Consider the following 16,981-nt stretch of genomic DNA (forward strand, 5'->3'; position numbering starts at 1 on the left):
TCGATCAATACATCGGATGACTAGCCGGGGTCGACCATACGAGCGACTGGCGATCCTCCGCAAGAAGACATCCGATCTCTCCCCGTGCACAGCCGGTCGCCCTTGCGGATGTATGGGTCGTTCTGCCCTCTTCATTCACCTGCCCTGACATGCATCCGTGACCCGTACGTCACGATTCAAATTCGTCTGACGTCTCCTCTTGTCAGTCCGAGTTGCCGACTCGTAAGGTCCACGATGCCGCAAGCCATCCGATGACTCAGCAGTCGCGCTCCTCGCAGACCTGCCGGGACGCCCCACCTCCCGGCCGTCGGCGGGGGAGCGCGCCACTGCCGCACGCCGGTCCGTCGACCCGGCTCCCACTCACCTCGGCCGAGGCACCGGCCGTCCCAGCCAAGGAGATCAGCACCATGAAGCCTCGCTCCTCCAGAATCGCGGCCGCAGCCGCCACCGTGGCCGTCCTGGCGGGGTTCACCACGGCCTGCAACCGCGACGGCGGCTCCGCCTCCGCGAACGGCGACACGGCGAAGATCGGCATCGACCTGCCCCGCGCCGACTCCGACTTCTGGAACTCCTACGCCCAGTACGTCGACCGGGAGACCGGCACCCAGAGCGTGAGCGCCCTGCCGGTGAGCAACTCCCAGAACGACGTGACCAAGCTGGTCGCCAACGTCAAGGTCTTCCGGAACACCGGTGCCAAGGCCGTCGTGATGGCCCCGCAGGACACCGGCGCCATCGCCTCCACCCTGGACGAGCTGGCCGCCGAGAAGATCCCGGTGATCAGCGTCGACACCCGCCCCGACAAGGGCGACGTCTACATGGTGGTCCGCGCGGACAACGAGGCGTACGGCACCAAGTCGTGCGAGTACCTCGGCGAGCAGCTCGGCGGCAAGGGCAAGGTGGCGGAACTCCAGGGCGCCCTCAGCTCCATCAACGGCCGTGACCGCTCCGAGGCGTTCGCCGCCTGCATGAAGGAGAAGTTCCCCGGGATCGAGGTGATCGAGCTGGCCACCGACTGGAAGGGCGACGTCGCCTCCGCCAAACTCCAGTCCACCCTGGCCGCCCACCCCGACCTGGACGGCATCTACATGCAGGCCGGTGGTGTCTTCCTGCAGCCCACCCTCTCCCTGCTCAAGCAGAAGGGCCTGCTCAAGCCCGCCGGCGAGCCCGGCCACATCACGATCATCTCCAACGACGGCATCCCGCAGGAGTTCGACGCGATCCGCCAGGGCCACATCGACGCCACGATCTCCCAGCCCGCCGACCTCTACGCGAAGTACGCGGTGTACTACGCGAAGGCCGCCGCCGAGGGCAAGACCTTCAAGCCCGGTCCCACCGACCACGGTTCGACCATCATCGAGCTCCCCAACGGCCTCGAGGACCAGCTCCCCGCCCCGCTGGTGACCAAGGAGAACGTCGACGACAAGACCCTGTGGGGCAACAACGTCAGCAAGTGACCCTCCCGAGCGCCCCTTGAGCATCCCCTGAGCACCCCTTGGGCGCCCCGTGAGCGGTGGCCCCGGAAGCACCTCGTCCCACGCCTTCCGGGGCCGCCGCCCACGAGCCCCTCCGCGGAAAGGACAACCCGCCATGGCGGACCCCAGCCCCATCCGGGGCCCCGTCGTCGAGGCCGACGGGATCAGCAAACACTTCGGCGCCACCGTCGCGCTCAGTGACGCCCGCCTCTCGGTCGCGTCCGGCGACGCACACGCCCTGGTCGGCCGCAACGGCGCGGGCAAGTCCACCCTCGTCTCGATCCTCACCGGCCTGCAGAGCCCCGACACCGGCACCCTGCGCTTCGACGGCGAGCCGGCCCCGGCGCTCGGCGACACCGCGGCCTGGCGTTCCAAGGTCGCCTGCGTCTACCAGCACTCCACCGTCATCCCGGCCCTGACCGTCGCCGAGAACCTCTTCCTGGACCGGCAGAGCGCCGGCGCGCTGCGCCCGATCAGCTGGAAGCGGCTGCGCCTGCGCGCCGTCGAACTGCTCGCCGAGTACGGCGTGGACGTCGACCCGACCGCACGCGCCATGGACCTGACCGTCGAGCAGCGCCAGTTCGTGGAGATCGCCCGAGCCCTGTCGTTCGGCGCCCGGTTCGTCATCCTCGACGAACCCACCGCCAAGCTCGACGCCCGCGGCATCGACCGGCTCTTCGGCAAACTGCGCGCCCTGCAGCAGCAGGGCATCGCCTTCCTCTTCATCTCCCACCACCTGCAGGAGGTCTACGACCTCTGCACCACCGTCACGGTGTACCGCGACGCCCGGCACGTCGTCACCGCGCCGGTCGCCGAACTCGACCGGCACGCCCTGGTCGAGGCGATGACCGGGGAGAGCACGCGGAGCGTCGCGCCCGCCTGGTCCGTGACCGGCGCCGCGCGCTCCGGCGGCGAACCGCTGCTCGAGGTCTCCGGACTGAGCCTGGACGGCGCCTACCAGGACGTCTCCGTGACCGCCCGCCCCGGCGAGGTGGTGGGCCTGGCCGGAGCCGCGGCCAGCGGCAACGTCCAGTTCGGCGAGACCCTCGCCGGCCTGCGCCGCCCCCGGGCCGGCACGGTCACCGTCGCGGGCCGCCGCCTCCGCACGGGCGGGGTCCCCGCCTCGCTCGCGGCCGGCATCGGCTTCGTCCCGGAGGACCGGCACATCCAGGGCCTCGTCCCGCACCGCAGCGTCGCCGAGAACGCCACGCTGACCGTCACCGATCAGCTCGGCCCGTTCGGCACGGTGCTCCCCTCACGGACCCGGGCCTTCGCCCAGCGGATGATCAACGACCTCGACATCAAGACCCCGGGCGCTGCCACCCAGGTGTCCGCGCTGTCCGGCGGCAACCAGCAGAAGGTCGTCATCGCCCGCGCGCTCGCCACCGAGCCGCACGTCCTGGTCGCCGTCCGGCCGACCAACGGCGTCGACGTCAAGTCCAAGGAGTCCCTGCTCGGCACCGTCCGCGAGGTCGCCGACGCCGGCAAGACCGCTCTGATCGTGTCCGACGAACTCGACGACCTGCGGGTCTGCGACCGCGTCCTGGCCATGTTCCACGGCCGCGTCGTCGCCGAGTTCGGGCACGACTGGAGCGACGAACAACTGGTCGCCGCCATGGAGGGCATGGCCGACCCGACCGACACGAAGGACAGCCATGACCCCCACCACTGAGGTCCGCACCGAACCGGCCGCCGCCGCGGCGCCCGCCGGGCGCCGCATCGAGTTCGCCCGCTTCCGCGACCTGTCGCTGGTTCCGGTCCTGCTCGTCCTGTGCGTCATCGGGTTCGTGGTCTCGCCCGCCTTCCTGACGTCCGACAACCTGCTCGGCGTCGGACAGCAGGCCACCGAGCTGAGTCTGCTGGTCCTGGCCCAGGCCCTGATCCTGATCTGCGGCCGGATGGACCTCTCGCTGGAGTCCACGATCGGCGTCGCCCCGGTCATCGCCGTCTGGATGGTCCTGCCCGACGAGGGCGCCCGCTTCCTCGGCCTCGGACTGTTCCCCGGCTGGGCGGCCATCCCGCTGTGCCTGCTGGTCGGCGCGCTGATCGGCGTGATCAACGGCTTCCTCATCCTCAAGCTGCGGCTCAACGGCTTCATCGTCACCCTGGGCATGCTCACCCTGCTGCGCGGACTCCAGGTCGCCGTCTCCGAGGGCCAGTCGATCGTCCACCTGCCCGACTCCTTCACCTACCTCGGCCGCGCCTCCTGGCTCGGGGCGCCCGCCGGCATCTGGATCTGCGCGCTGCTCTTCCTGATCGGCGGCAGCGCGCTCGCCTGGCTGCGCCACGGCCGCGCCCTGTACGCGATCGGCGGCAACTCCGAGGCGGCCCGGGCGGCCGGCATCCGGGTCGACCGGATCGTGTGGGTCGTCCTGATCATCGGCAGCCTGCTCGCCGCCTTCGCCGGCATCCTCTACACCGGCCACTACGGTTCCATCTCCGCGGACCAGGGCAACGGCTGGATCTTCCAGGTCTTCGCCGCCACCGTCATCGGCGGCGTCAGCCTCAACGGCGGCCGCGGCACCCTGTTCGGCGCCCTCACCGGCGTGCTGACCCTCCAGCTCGTGGTCAACGTCATGACCCTGGCCGGCGTGCCGCCGCTGTGGAACCAGTTCCTCAACGGCGCGATCATCATCGTCGCACTGATCATCTCCCGCTTCGCCTCCGGCGAGAAGCAGGAGTGACGGGGGCCGCGGGGTGAGCGGGACGGGACCTCGGGTCCCGTCCCGCTCACCCGCTGCGCACAGCGGGGGACCCGTGGGTGACTCCCTGCCCGTGCGCGCAGGGCAGACCGGCCACGGGGACTTCCGGGTGCTTCCGCTCACCTGTTTCCGCCCTTGCGGCCAGGAGCCCGGTCGCAATCGAAAGGTGTTTCCGGGCGTCTGGTTCTCCCGGGCAACGGGAGAACCTCAGGTCCGGGGGGATGCCGTCGACGCCATGGGAGCGGCTTCACGCGGAGGGGCGGCGAAAGCGATCAAGTGCTGGAAGGCTTCCGTGACTTGACGGTGACCCCGGCGTCCGCGCGCCGGTGCGCCGTTGACGTGACGGGCGAGCGGACCTACATTCTCCTAGAATGCTCATTCTGGATGAATCGTTCACGTCATGACCCGCACCCCCGTCACCCAGGAGCAGCGCACCATGACCGAAGCCCGGCCCACGGCCCTCGTCATCGCCGGCAGCAGCGGCATCGGCGCCGCGTCGGCGCGCGAACTGGCAGCGCGCGGTCATCGGGTGGCGGTGCTGGCACGCGGCGAAGGGGCGGTCGCGCTGGCCCAGGAGCTCGGCGGCCTCGCCGTCCGGGGCGACTACACCGAGGCCGGTGTCATCGAGGCGGCCGTCGACCAGGTGGTCTCCGCCTGGGGCCGTCTGGACGTCCTGGTCAACAGCGCGGGCCACGGTCCCAAGGGGAAGCTCGAGGAACTGACCGACGAGGACTGGGCCACCGGGTTCGACCTGTACTTCTACCACGTGGTGCGCGCCTGCCGCGCCGCGCTCGCCCCGATGCGCGCCCGGGGCGGCGGCAGCATCGTCAACATCTCCTCGGCCAGCCCCACCGAGCCCTCGCCCCGCTTCCCCACGTCCATGGTCGCCCGGGCCGCCATGACCACCTGGACCAAGCTGTGGGCGGACGAGGTCGCAGCGGACGGCATCCGGATCAACAACGTGCTCCCCGGGTACACCGTCGCCGACCCGGAGTCCGTGCCCGCCGCATGGACCTCCGCGATCCCCCTCGGCCGGGCCGCCGCCCATGAGGAGGTCGCACGGACCGTCGCCTTCGTGGCGTGCGACGCCACCTACACCACCGGACAGAACCTGCGCGTGGACGGCGGACTCACCCGCGCCGTGTGACCGCGCGCGGCGCGCGGGACCGTGACCGGCCTACTGCCGCTCCTCGGCCGCCCGGCGGGCGTAGTCGTCCACCAGGCCTTCCAGGGCCCGGGCGGCCATGTCCGCGTACTCCGCGAAGTCCAGCTCCAGGTGCACGTCGGAGTTCGCGTGGACGTAGAAGCCGTCGGTCAACGCCAGGCTCAGCACCGTCAGTTTGGTGGGCAGGTCCGGGAAGCGCTCGACGACGTCGGCCGGGACGGACTCGGTGATCCGCTCGACGTCCGCCTTGAACATCTCGACCCGCATCCGCAGGTACGCCGCACGGACCTCGTTGTCCTCGCCCAGACCGCCCAGCTGCCTGCTCAGCGCCCAGACCGCCGCGGCCTTGAGCAGGGCCTCCTCCTTCGTGTACTGCCCGGGGTCGGCCCCGGACAGGCCGACGATGCCGCGGGACAGCTTGCGGCGCAGCCCCTCCGGACCGGAGTGGATCTCCGTCCACGCCTTGTGACAGTGCTCCAGCAGGGCGACGAAGAGCTGCTCCTTGCTCTTGAAGTGCCAGTAGACCGAGCCGATGGGCAGGCCGGACGACGCGCTGACCGCCGCCATGGTCGTGCCCTGGTAGCCGTGTTCCAGCGCCAGGTCCAGCGCCGCCAGCAGGATCTGTTCCCGGCTCCTGTCCGAGCGCGCCTGCCGCGTGCCCTTCGTGCCCTTCGTGTCCTTGTCCTGCCGTGTGCTCCGCGTCATGCCGTCGCCCTGTCGCCGTCCGTCGTCCGTACCCGTGCCACCAGCACGGTCATTCTAGAACCGCGCTCCTGGCCGCTGACCCGAGCGGTACCGAAGTGGCCTTGCCGTACGGCCACTTCGGCACCGCCTGGAGATCCGGCGTCCCGCCCCGCGTCACACGACGCAGGCGGCCTCCAGGACGCGGGCCACGACGTCGTCGAGCTCCTGCGCCAGGCACTCGGCGGCGATCACATGATCGGGACGCAGGACCACCGCGCCCACCGGCCGCGCGTCGAACCACGCCTGCAGGCTCGCCTCGCCCCCGAGGTCGCCGACGACGGTGACGCCGGCCGTGGCCCGCTCACGGGCCCACGGCAGCTGCGCCTTCGGCACCACCTGCACGAGACGGGCGCCGAGCCGGTCCAGCGCGGCCCGCCGCTCGGCCGACAGGAACGCCGTCGGGTCGTTGTTCCAGGCGAGGATCCGCCAGCCCTGACCGGTCGCGTCGTCGAGCAGCAGCTCGGCGCCGTCGGCGTCGGTGGCCCTGGGCTGCGGGAAGATCGTGCCCGCCAGCCGGGGCGCGTCGCGGACGGGCAGCGACTTGGACACCGGCAGCGGGGTGTGCACCACCACGCCCCGGTCGAACGTCGGCTGGGGCTTGAACGCCTGCCGCTTCTGCGCCTCCCGCTCCTCGGGGGTGCGGGAGGCGGCGATCCGGTCGCGCTCGGCGGCCTTCTCGGGGTCGTGGTCGGTCATCTCCTTCGCCATCCGGAGGGAGACGGCCACCATCTGCGTGACATGGCCGAGCCGTTCGGTCTCGTACGTGTCCAGCAGACCGTCGGCCGACAGCCCCTTGACGACGGCGGCGAGCTTCCAGCCGAGGTTGAAGGCGTCGCGGATCCCGGAGTTCCAGCCCTGCCCGCCCACCACCGGCATGACGTGGGCGGCGTCACCGGCGAGGAAGATCCGCCCGTGCCGGAACCGGCCCGCGATCCGGGCGTGGTGCCGGTAGACGCGGCGGCGGATGATGTCCAGCTTCGACGGGTCCGGCACGTGGGGCGCGAGCAGACCGAAGACGAACGCGTCGTCCTCGACGTCGGCCTCGCCCTCGTCCTCGAAGAGGGTGAACTCCCAGCGGCGGATGCCGTGCGGCAGCGCGATGGAGGCGTAGCTGCGGGCGGGGTCCCCGCCGAACACGGCGTGGGGCGTGCCGATCGGGTCGTTGGCGACGTCGATCACGATCCCGTCGGTCGGCCGGGTCTCGCCCTCGAACGAGATGCCCAGCCGCTTGCGGGTGGGGGAGGACCCGCCCTCGGCGGCGACGACGTACCGTGCGCGCACGGCCCGGCCGTCCGCCAGGGCGGCCACCACGCCGTCGTCCTCCTCGGTCAGGTCCACGACCTCGGCGCCGAAACGCACGGCGGCGTTCGGGAAGCGGTCGAGGCCGGCGAGCAGCACCCGGTCGACCAGCGGCTGCACGAAGCCGTTGCGGCGCGGCCAGCCGAACTCGCGCGTCGTCGGGTTCACTTCGGACAGGATCGCCCCGGCGCCGTTGATCATGTAGATCTTCTGGTCCGGGACGGTGTGCGGAAGCACCTCGTCGACCAGCCCGGCGGTCTGCATCGCGCGCAGCGCCTCGTCGTCGATGCCCACGGCCCGCGGGTAGTCGATGAGTCCGTGCTCCCGCTCGACGACGAGGACGTCGACGCCCTGCTGCCCCAGCAGGTTGGCCAGGGTCAGGCCGACCGGACCCGCCCCGACGACGAGGACGTCGCAGGCCTTGTTCATGTGGTGCTCCGTGCGGATCGGGCCGGGCCCAGCCCGGCGATGGTGTCGCCGAACGCGCGGTTCAGCAGGACGAGATCGATGCCGAGGCCCACGTAGTCGACGAGGCCGTCGGCGAACAGGCCGGCCGCGTACTCGGGACGGCCGGAGTAGATGCCGAGGGTGACGCCGTGCGCGCGCGTCACCTCCCGGACGTAGGAGATCGCCTCGCGCACCGGACCCTCGTCCCAGTCACCGCGCCCGGGCAGGCCGTAGGAGACGGCGAGGTCGGCCGGGCCGATGTACACCGAGTCCAGACCCGGGGTCGCGACGATCTCCTCGGCGTGCTCGACGCCGGTCCGCGTCTCGATCTGGGCGACGGCGGACACCGCCCGGTTGCCGGCCTCGGTGTACGAGTCACCCGGGTACAGCGCGGGCCGGGACGGGCCCAGACTGCGGCCCCCGGCCGGCGGGTACTTGACGGCGGCGACCAGGGCCTCGGCCTGGGACCGGGACTCGACGGTGGGCGCGACGATCCCGCGGGCCCCGCTGTCGAGGAGCCGCAGAATCGGCGCGGGGTCCAGCGACCCCACCCGGGCGTAGGCGTACGCGTTCCCGCGCGGGATCGAGCGCAGGATCCCGCAGGCCGCCTCCAGCCCCAGCTCGCCGTGCTGGAGGTCCAGGACGACGCCGTCGTACCCGGCGGCCACCGCCCACTCGGGCATCGAGAACGACGGGACCGTCTGGTGGTACAGCACCGGGTTCCGGTCTCCGCCGACGGCTTCCCGCTTCACTGCGCCTGCCCCTGCTGCCCGGCCACGCGCGCCGCGTGGGCCGCGGCGGCCCGGCCGCCGAAGACCGGCACGATCTCCCGGCGGGCGAACAGCCACCGGCCGTCCACCTTGCGGTAGCGCTCGCGGAACTCACCGACCGACGCGGGCAGCGTCTGCGGCTCGACCGTGTCGCGGAAGGTCAGGTACTGCACGGTGCCCTCGACCTCGTCCCCGTCCCACACCAGGCGGATCCCGCCGATGTGGTGACGGCCGACGACGTCCGTCTGCCGGGCCCGCCTGGCCCCCCACGCCTTCATGGCCTCGCGGTCCATGTCGCCCATCGGACCCACCGAGACGCCGTCCTCGGTGTACAGCTCCCAGGTCGTGTCCGCCCGGTTGTGGTCGAGGCGGTAGAGCATCTCCGCGATGAGCTGCTCGATCTCGACGCGGGTGGCCGCGTCGACGGGACGGTAGTCACTCATGTTCAGCCTTTCGATTCCGCGGTCGCGACCACGCGACCCAGCCCGGTGACGGTGGCGACGCACTCGACGTCGGCGGGCCACGGCTCGATGTGGCCGATGGAGCCCGACAGCAGCACTTCTCCGGCGCGCAGCGGCTCGCCCGTGCGGATCGCGGTCTCCGCCAGCCAGACGACCGCGTTGACCGGGTCCCCCAGCACGTTGCCGCCGACACCCCGGGTGATCTCCTCGCCGCCCCCGGTGATGACCATCTCGACCCGGGTCAGGTCGACCTCGCCGTAGGGGCGCCGCTCCTCGCCGAGGACGACCCCGCTGCAGCCCGCGTTGTCGGCGATGGTGTCGACGATCTGCCCGACGGAGCCGGCGTAGCGGAAGTCCACCACCTCGAACGCGGGTGTCACGTAGTCGATCGCGGCCTCCACGCACGCACGGGAGGGATCCATGACGTCGCTCTTCAGCACGAACGCGACCTCCGCCTCGATCAGCAGGCGGTTGTACGCGGACAGCGGCAGGCGTGCGCCCGAGGCGTGCACCATGTCGTCGTGGATGATCCCGTAGTCCGGCTCGTCGATGCCCACGCGCCGCTGCACGAGGGGGTTGGTCAGGCCGACCTTGCGGCCCACCCGCTTCACCCCCAGTTCGCGTTCGCGGAGGGCGGCGAACTCGGCGGAGATCGCATAGGCGGAGTCGAGGTCGCGCTCGGGCAGCCGGGGGCTCACGTACGGCACGGTGTACACGCCGCGCTTGGCCTCGAACAGCTCGCGTGCGATCTCGCTGATGGTCTCCCGGGTGACGCTCACTCCGGTCCTTTCGTCAGGCATGCTTCTGGAGGAAGGCGACGGCCGCGGCGTTGAACTCGGCGGCCCCCTCCCACTGCGGCCAGTGGGCGGCGCCGCGGACCAGCAGGTACTCGCCGTCCGGGATCAGCCCGCACAGGCGCGCGCCCTCGGCCTCGTCACCGGTCGGCTCGTGGTCGGTCCACACCATGAGGGCCGGGACGGGGACGGCCGCGAAGTCGTCGTCGGTCACGCGGTTGCGCCACCGCCGCTCCGGCTCCCTCAGGGCGGACACGTTCGCCATGCTGAACCCGTCCCGGGCGTAGATCGCCCGGCGTACCCGGACCAGCTCGTCGGTGATGTTCCGCGGATCGTGGATCACGACCTGGAGGCGCTTCTTCACGTTCTCGAACGTCGGCTCGCTCACCGCCCTGGCGCTCACCGACTGCGTCCGGTCCAGCTGCGGTTCGCCGATCACCCGGCCGCCCGGCGCGGACAGAATCACCGTGCGCAGGCGTTCGGGGTGCTTCGGCGCGAACTTCAGCGCGAGCCAGCCGCCGAGCGACTCGCCGGCGAGATGCACCCGGTCCAGGCCGAGCGCGTCGAGCAGGGCGAGCAGGTGCTCCTCGTAGTCGCGGATCTCCAGCGGGTGGTCGGCCAGCGCGGTGTAGCCGTGGCCCGGGTAGTCGTAGCCGACCACCCGGAAACCGGCCTCGGCGAACGCGCGGACGTTCTGCGTCCACGCCTCGATGTGGCCGCTGGTGCCGCTGGCCAGGACGACCGTCTGCGCGTCCGGGGCCGCCCCGGCGATGTCGAGGACCCGGGTGCGGCAGCCGCCCGCGTCCACGTACCGCAGCGTGTGCTCCAGGTCCGCGATCTCCTCCCACAGGGTCGCCAGGTGCGCCCTCGCCGCCCCGCTCACGCCGTCACCGCCGCCTGCACGGCGAAGCCCGCGCCCCACTTCTCGACCGCCCAGTAGCGGTCGACGGCGAAGCGGTAGGGCCCGGCGGTCGACAGCGCCGCGTAGGCCGCGATCCAGCTGCGCATCTCGTGCGCGGCCGAGCCGCCCTCCGCCACGAACCAGCCGTTCTCCCAGCCGTCGGCCCCGGTGAGGTCGCCGGAGCGGAACGTGTCGAGGACGAGCTTGTCCCACTCCTCGTTCAGCGGGTCGCTCGGAGCCTTGCCGTCCGCGATCGCCTGGATGCCCTTGACGATCATCTGCTCGCGCTCGTGCCGCTCCTCGGGAGAGGGCGCGTAGGCGATCAGACGTTCCTGAACGGTGCCGGGGGCGCCGTCCCAGCGGGGGATCGGCGGGTTGTGGGAGATGCCGCCCGAGGCCAGGAACAGCACCTTCTTGTCCAGGGTCCGGGCGGCCCGGCCGAACGCCTCGCCCATCAGGCGCACCCGCCGCATGGGGGAGAGGGGCAGACCGATCGCGTTCACGAACACCGGCACGATCGGCTGCGTGAAGTTCTCGCCGAACACGAAGTCCAGGGGCTGGACGATGCCGTGGTCGACCGTCATCCGCTCGCTGCGGCCGATGTCGATGCCCTCGGCCAGCACGGCGGCGTGCAGCGCCCGGGCGGCGTCGGCGTCGACGGGGAGCGGCCCCGCGGTGGTGCCGTAGTCGCCGACGCCCTCGGCGGCCGCCCCGACGACCCACGGGGTGATCAGCGAGTAGAGCTGGCCGTTGAAGTGGTCGGGTCCGAACACCACGACCAGATCGGGGTCGTACCCGGAGACGAACTCCTTCACCTCGTCGACGGCGGCATTGATCTCGGCGAACGTCTCCCCGCCCGGGTCGACGTTGCCGAAGGACGGCGCGTGGGAGAGCGCTGCGACGGCCAGCGGCATGGAGCTGGTTCCTTTCTGGGAGGGTGCGGACGGCCGCTACGCGGACGTACCGGAGAGCACGGGCTCGGGGCGCTGGACCTCGGCCGCCTCGGAGCGGCGCTGGGCCAGGTGGAGGACGATGATGCTGACGCCGGCGAGCAGCATCGGCAGGGAGAAGACGGTGAAGGCCACGCCCATGCCCCAGCCGGCGTCGAAGGCCGCGCCGCCGATGACCGGGGCGGCGATGCCGCCGAACCGGCCGACGCCGATGACCACACCGAAGCCGGTCGAGCGGGCCAGCGTCGGGTAGAGCGTCGGGACGATCGTGTAGAAGGCCGCGGTGCCCGAGCAGACGAAGAAGGAGGCGGCGAACAGGGTCCACCAGGCGGTGGGCATCTGGGAGCCCACGATGCCGAACAGCGACAGGGTGAAGGTGGCCAGGAGCAGGAAGACCGGGGCGAGGACGCGGATGCTGATCCTGCCGCCCAGGTACCCGAAGAGGACGTTGCCGAGGATGCCGCCGATGCTGAAGGCGGTGACGAGCTGCGGGGCCAGCGCGGGGTTGTCGTTGGCCGAGGCCACGCTGCTCGGGGCCCAGTTGGTCATGAAGTAGAAGCTGAGCATGTAGGCGATGTAGCCGACGATCATCAGCAGGGTGTAGACGCCGGTCCGGCCGGTGAAGACGGTGCGCAGCGAGCCCTTCGCCTTGACCCCCGTGGACTCCGGCTCGGGAAGCGCCGTGAGCGCGGGCCGGCCCATCTTCGCGAGCAGCGCGTTGAGCCGCTGCAGGGAGTCGGGGCGGCGGCCCTCGGAGAGCCAGGCGAGCGACTCGGGCAGCAGCGCGTACGTGGCGACCGCGGCGATCGCGCTGAGGACGAACCCGATCCACCAGCCGAACTGCCAGCCGCGGGCGTCGAGCATCGGGCCGACGATCATCGAGCCGAGCAGTCCGCCGATGTTGATGGCGGCGGCGTAGACGGCCATGACCAGGGCGTACACGCGCTTGCCCGTGTACTCGGTGAGGATGACGCCGACCACGGCCACCAGACAGCCGACCCCGACGCCGGTGACGATGCGGCTCAGGACCAGGGGCCAGGTCCCGGTCTCCGGAGTGGCGAACGGGCCGATGAACATGCCCGCCGCGATCGTCGTGGTGGCGATGACGCCCATCTTGCGCCGGCCGATGCGGTCGGCGAGCGGCGCGACGATGATCGAGCCCACGAGCATGCCGATCAGGGCGCCGGACATGACCAGTCCGAGCTCCGCCTTCGAGACGCCGAAACCCCTCTCGATGTACGGCGCGGCGAACGACGTGAGGGAGACGTCGTAACCGTCGAGCACGACCAGGGTGATCGCGATGACGACGGCGCGTTTCTGCAGCCCGCTCATCTTCTCCTGCGGGATGTGGTCGGTGATCCTCATGCAAGTTCCCCTGTTCCGGGACAGAGCGGACCCGTGCCGTGGCAGGGGCCCGCAAAGGAGGACGCGGAACGCCGGCCGGCGACGTTCCGTCGATGAGAACTAGAAGTTACGTTCTAGAATCGCCATTACAGTGACGAGCGGCCATGGCCGGTGTCAAGGGGTGACGCGTAATTGGTGAAGCGGCGGCTCCAGGCCCTCCGGCCCCCGGGGCGGGCGTGCGGGGAACGTGCCGACACGGGTCTCGGCAACGACCGGCGGGATGCCGCCGCTCGTGTCGTCAAGCGCGAGTGCGTCAAGTGCGAGTGAAGGCCTAACCGTCCGCTCGGCGGGCGTGCCGGTGGCGGCCCGGATCACCGAAAGCGCTCGGGACGCAGCAGCCTGCGGGCCAGGCCCTCGACCGCGTAGGCCGAGCGGAGGCCGGTCATGGCGACCACCCGCGAGGAGGCTTGTCGTACGTGGTCTGCGCGCCGCAGGCGTCGAGGGCGACCGGGAAGCCCGTGGGCACGGCCGCGGTGGCCTTCGCGGCCCCGCCGCCCGCGTCGGAGGAACCGCAGCCGGTGGTCGGCGGCATGAACGGAGGAGCCACGGCAGCGGACGTGGCACGAAGGAACCCGCGCGTGCGGGCAGGGCGGAACGACCGGGACACGTGAAGCCCCCTGGGGCCCGCGCTCCTCGGGACGGGCCCGCGACGGACCGGTGTGCCCCGCGCGCCCCCTTCGCCGCTCTGGCCGGAAAGCGCATCCGGGAATCACTCCCGCGTGAGCCAGACTTGTTGCCTCACGCCACATGCGCACCGCTGCCGCGGTCGCCCGTGCCCGGGAGGCTTCTGATGACGTCGGACACGAGGCCGGAGGAAGAAAGGGCGGTGCCCCCGTCCGGACGGCGACGGCCTTCCGGTGACCGCGTGGCTCTGCGCGGTGATCTGCGCTCCGCCCTGCCCGACGCCACCGCGGCGGTGGTGGTGACCGTGCTCGTGTTCGCCCTCCTGTGGGCGCGCATGGAGTCGGGTGCGTCGGACACGGTCGCGGTGATGCCGTTCATGGACGATCCCGGCACCTACTGGATGTATCTGCTCAGCCAGGCGTTCGGGTGGTCGGGGCTGCTGTGGGCGTGGGGCACGGTCATGCTCGGTCTGCTGCTGTCGGGACCGCGCCCCGCCCGGCTGCCGGTCTCCCGGCAGGTGCTGGAGCGCTGGCACCGCACCACGAGCCTGACGGCCATGGCGCTGATGTTCGCGCACGCGCTGATGTTCGCGGCCGAACTCGTGCGCTACGAGACGGAGGTGGACTGGGCGGAGCGGTTGTGGGTGGGTTTCGCGGACAGCTTCGTGCCGGGCTGGTACGACTCCGGTACCGGAAAGATCGCCATCCCGATCGGGCAGGGTGCCCTGTACCTGGCGATCCCGCTCGGGTTGCTGTTCTACGTCCGGCACCGCATCGGAGCGAACACCTGGCGCCGGCTGCACCGTTTCGTGATCGTCGTGTACGTGCTGAGCGTGTGGCACACGCTGCTGTACGGGACCAACGTCTGGTACGGGGAGTGGCCGCGCACCGTTCTGTGGTTGTTGCAACTTCCGGTCGCGGTACTGCTGTTGCTGCGTCTGCTGAGGCCGGCACGGCGGGCCGAGCGGCTGGGCCCGCCGGGCGGGGGTGCGGCCCGGCCGGGCTGGTGGGTGCGGGTGGCAGGGCGGGTCGCGGTCGGGGCCGTTGTCATCGGGCTGGTCGTCGTGGTGGTGTCCGGCCGCGACGGCGGACGGGACCGCCCGGCCCACCCGCCCGCGACGGCCCCCCACGCCCAGGAGACGGACTGACGCCGCACCCCGCCCTCCATCTCCTGGCACGACACGACCGGTGACGGCGGCGGCGAGCCCCCGGCCGCCGACGGCGTCGGTGACCCCGCCGACGCGGTCGCCGGGTCCTTCGGCTCCTTCGCCCGCGTCAAGGCGCAGCTCACCAATGCCGTGGCGACCACCCAGGGTCCGGGCTGGGGCGTCCTGGCGTACGAGCCGCTGAGCGGCCGGCTGGTCGTCGAGCAGGTTCACGAGCACCAGGGCGACGTCGGCCAGGACTCCACTCCGGTCCTGCTCTTCGACGCCTGGGAGCAGGCCCCCTTCCCCTGCAAGTGGCGCGAGGAGGCTTCCGGCCCGGCATCCCGGCCGCAGGCCCTTCCGGCGCACCCGGGTCCGCCTCTGCACGCACGCCCTGGAGGCGCTCGGACCGGCCGGCGCTCATGTCCGGCGCCGTGTGCCGACACGGCCGGGGCGTGTGCCGAGGCGATATGTCGCCGCGTCGGCGGGAACCGGCCACCGAACAGGAGCGGATCCTCCGCGAGGCGTTCGCACGGCTGCTGGGCCTGCCGACGGTCGGTGCGGACGACGACTTCTTCGCCCTCGGCGGTCATTCGCTGCTGGCCACACGCCTGGTCAGCCGAGTGCGTACGGTGCTGGGCGGGGAGCCGCCGATCCGTACCGTCTTCACCTCGCCCACGCCGGCCGCACTCGCGGGCTGGCTCGCCGGCCGGGGTGACCGGCGGCCGAAGGCCAGGCCCGCGCCGCGGCGCATGCGCAGGCCCGACGGCGCATGAGCCGTCGTACGGCCGCCCGCGTCAACCTGATCACGGACATCGCCACCACCAGCCCCATCCGGGACACCCAGGCCCTGCCCGGCATCCACACCGGGCGCTGTCTCAGCTGATGTGGTTCGGTTCTGACGCTTCGCGATGGCAGGTCTTGTTAGAATTTCTGATCATGGACTTGGTTACGGGGAACGAGATGATCACGATTCCCCCAGGGCAAGTGACGCTGTCGGACCGGCGGACGCAGCGCAACTGGTCGGTCGAGCTCGCGCCTTATCAGCTCGCGGCATTCCCAGTCACCCAGGCGTTCTACGCCCAGATCACTGGCCGGCGGCCGAGCACCGCCCATGGCGACGGGTTGCCCGTCGAATGTGTCTCCTGGTGGGACTCGGTACGGTTCTGCAACGCACTGTCCCAGCGCGACGGGTTCACGCCTGCGTACCACTTCCATACCGACGGCGAGAATATCGAGTGGGATGCGTCCGCCGATGGGTACCGACTGCCGACCGAAGCCGAGTGGGAGCATGCCTGCCGTGCGGGTACGGCAGGGCCACGTTACGGGGAGCTCGACGAGATCGCGTGGTACCGCGGCAACTCACACGAAGGCATCCACGAACCGGGCGGCAAACTCCCCAACGCCTGGGGGATTTACGACATGCTTGGCAACGTCTGGGACTGGTGTTGGGATGTCTACGACGCCGAAGCCTACGGCGCCTATCGGGTGCTCCGTGGAGGTGGATGGTTCGATGAGCACTGGAGTTGCCGGGCCTCCGTGCGACGCCGTGGTCACCCGACCTTCAAGGTCGACGACGTCGGGTTTCGCATCGCGCGTTCCCTCCTGTGACGGGTCGATTGCGTCCGTTTCCCTCATGCAACGGAAGCCGCTCGCGCCCACCTTCAAGTGGGCGTTAAGAGCTGGTCTGCGCCGGTAAGTGGGTATCGGCACCGAGAAGAAGAAGCTGCGCCTGCTCGACCTGGGCGCCAGCTGCTCCTTCCGCTCGCCGGCCCGCGGCCCGCACGGCGAGGCCCTGGTCCTCGGAACCGACGGCGCCCTCCACGTCATCGACCCGGACAGCGGCAGGACCGAGAAGAAGATCCCCGCCGTGGGCAAGTGGCAGGAGCCGCTGGACTGGCGGCAGGCCCGGCCCACCCTGTTCGTCCGCGACCGCACCGCGTACGTCTCCGGCCCCGGCAAGAAGGCCCTGCACGCCATCGACCTGGACACGGGGAAGAAGATCGCCTCCGTCACCCTGCCGGAGGGCACCAACGAACTGTCGGGCGTCGTCCCCGGACACTGACTCCGCGACGTGCCCTCGCCGCCGCGGCCTCGAGACCGC

At 71.4% G+C, this 16,981-nt stretch carries 16 protein-coding genes and 2 pseudogenes; 9 read left to right on the top strand and 9 right to left on the bottom strand.

What is annotated here, in order from left to right; translation table 11 throughout:
• The first annotated feature begins 407 nt into the window (after positions 1–407).
• From ACWH4W_RS19095 to ACWH4W_RS19110, 4 genes are all read left to right on the top strand, one after another.
• A complete protein-coding gene (locus ACWH4W_RS19095) occupies positions 408–1,454 on the top strand; it encodes a sugar ABC transporter substrate-binding protein (RefSeq protein ID WP_473076926.1) in 1,047 nt (348 codons plus the stop codon).
• A gap of 133 nt (positions 1,455–1,587) precedes the next feature.
• On the top strand, positions 1,588–3,144 hold the full coding sequence (locus ACWH4W_RS19100; protein ID WP_473076927.1) for a sugar ABC transporter ATP-binding protein: 1,557 nt from the start codon (positions 1,588–1,590) through the stop codon (positions 3,142–3,144).
• Positions 3,128–4,156 carry an ABC transporter permease gene (locus ACWH4W_RS19105; protein WP_473076928.1) on the top strand — a complete coding sequence of 343 codons (1,029 nt, stop codon included), beginning with the start codon at positions 3,128–3,130 and terminating at the stop codon, positions 4,154–4,156. The genes ACWH4W_RS19100 and ACWH4W_RS19105 overlap by 17 nt, the downstream gene beginning before the upstream one ends.
• A 418-nt stretch (positions 4,157–4,574) precedes the next feature.
• Positions 4,575–5,321, top strand: coding sequence for an SDR family oxidoreductase (locus tag ACWH4W_RS19110; protein ID WP_473076929.1), 747 nt, complete (start codon positions 4,575–4,577; stop codon positions 5,319–5,321).
• A gap of 30 nt (positions 5,322–5,351) precedes the next feature.
• On the opposite strand, the gene ACWH4W_RS19115 is transcribed toward ACWH4W_RS19110, so the two are convergent.
• The 9 genes from ACWH4W_RS19115 to ACWH4W_RS19155 form a co-directional block, all read right to left on the bottom strand.
• Positions 5,352–6,044: a TetR/AcrR family transcriptional regulator gene (locus ACWH4W_RS19115; protein ID WP_473076930.1), complete on the bottom strand. Its 693-nt coding sequence runs from the start codon at positions 6,042–6,044 to the stop codon at positions 5,352–5,354.
• A 153-nt stretch (positions 6,045–6,197) separates the two neighbouring features.
• A complete protein-coding gene (gene mhpA / locus ACWH4W_RS19120; protein WP_473076931.1) occupies positions 6,198–7,811 on the bottom strand; it encodes a bifunctional 3-(3-hydroxy-phenyl)propionate/3-hydroxycinnamic acid hydroxylase MhpA in 1,614 nt (537 codons plus the stop codon).
• Positions 7,808–8,581, bottom strand: coding sequence for an HpcH/HpaI aldolase family protein (locus ACWH4W_RS19125; RefSeq protein WP_473076932.1), 774 nt, complete (start codon positions 8,579–8,581; stop codon positions 7,808–7,810). Before ACWH4W_RS19125 ends, mhpA begins: the two co-directional genes overlap by 4 nt.
• The gene (locus ACWH4W_RS19130; protein WP_473076933.1) at positions 8,578–9,042 is read right to left on the bottom strand and encodes a nuclear transport factor 2 family protein; all 465 of its coding nucleotides are present in this window, start codon (positions 9,040–9,042) and stop codon (positions 8,578–8,580) included. The genes ACWH4W_RS19125 and ACWH4W_RS19130 overlap by 4 nt, the downstream gene beginning before the upstream one ends.
• A 2-nt stretch (positions 9,043–9,044) precedes the next feature.
• Positions 9,045–9,839, bottom strand: a complete 795-nt coding sequence (locus tag ACWH4W_RS19135; protein WP_473076934.1) for a 2-keto-4-pentenoate hydratase — start codon at positions 9,837–9,839, stop codon at positions 9,045–9,047.
• A 13-nt stretch (positions 9,840–9,852) separates the two neighbouring features.
• Entirely contained in the window at positions 9,853–10,737 is an 885-nt protein-coding gene (locus ACWH4W_RS19140; protein WP_473076935.1) for an alpha/beta fold hydrolase, read from the bottom strand.
• Positions 10,734–11,669 carry a 3-carboxyethylcatechol 2,3-dioxygenase gene (locus tag ACWH4W_RS19145; protein ID WP_473076936.1) on the bottom strand — a complete coding sequence of 312 codons (936 nt, stop codon included), beginning with the start codon at positions 11,667–11,669 and terminating at the stop codon, positions 10,734–10,736. Before ACWH4W_RS19145 ends, ACWH4W_RS19140 begins: the two co-directional genes overlap by 4 nt.
• Before the next feature lie 36 nt (positions 11,670–11,705).
• Positions 11,706–13,070 (bottom strand): MFS transporter, encoded by a 1,365-nt coding sequence (locus tag ACWH4W_RS19150; RefSeq protein ID WP_473076937.1) that lies wholly within the window; start codon positions 13,068–13,070, stop codon positions 11,706–11,708.
• Between the two features lie 421 nt (positions 13,071–13,491).
• Positions 13,492–13,641, bottom strand: coding sequence for a hypothetical protein (locus ACWH4W_RS19155; RefSeq protein ID WP_473076938.1), 150 nt, complete (start codon positions 13,639–13,641; stop codon positions 13,492–13,494).
• Positions 13,642–13,899: 258 nt separating this feature from the next.
• Between ACWH4W_RS19155 and ACWH4W_RS19160 the strand changes: the two genes are divergently transcribed.
• From ACWH4W_RS19160 to ACWH4W_RS19180, 5 genes and pseudogenes are all read left to right on the top strand, one after another.
• On the top strand, positions 13,900–14,880 hold the full coding sequence (locus ACWH4W_RS19160; protein WP_473076939.1) for a ferric reductase-like transmembrane domain-containing protein: 981 nt from the start codon (positions 13,900–13,902) through the stop codon (positions 14,878–14,880).
• A 15-nt stretch (positions 14,881–14,895) separates the two neighbouring features.
• Positions 14,896–15,177 (top strand): annotated as a pseudogene (locus ACWH4W_RS19165) (Fe-Mn family superoxide dismutase); the annotation flags it as partial.
• A 170-nt stretch (positions 15,178–15,347) separates the two neighbouring features.
• Positions 15,348–15,653, top strand: a complete 306-nt coding sequence (locus ACWH4W_RS19170; protein WP_473076940.1) for a phosphopantetheine-binding protein — start codon at positions 15,348–15,350, stop codon at positions 15,651–15,653.
• A gap of 163 nt (positions 15,654–15,816) precedes the next feature.
• Positions 15,817–16,488, top strand: coding sequence for a formylglycine-generating enzyme family protein (locus ACWH4W_RS19175; protein WP_473076941.1), 672 nt, complete (start codon positions 15,817–15,819; stop codon positions 16,486–16,488).
• 94 nt (positions 16,489–16,582) lie between these two features.
• Positions 16,583–16,942 (top strand): annotated as a pseudogene (locus ACWH4W_RS19180) (hypothetical protein); the annotation flags it as partial.
• Positions 16,943–16,981: the final 39 nt, after the last annotated feature.

The organism is Streptomyces sp. DSM 120436 (assembly GCF_055778765.1).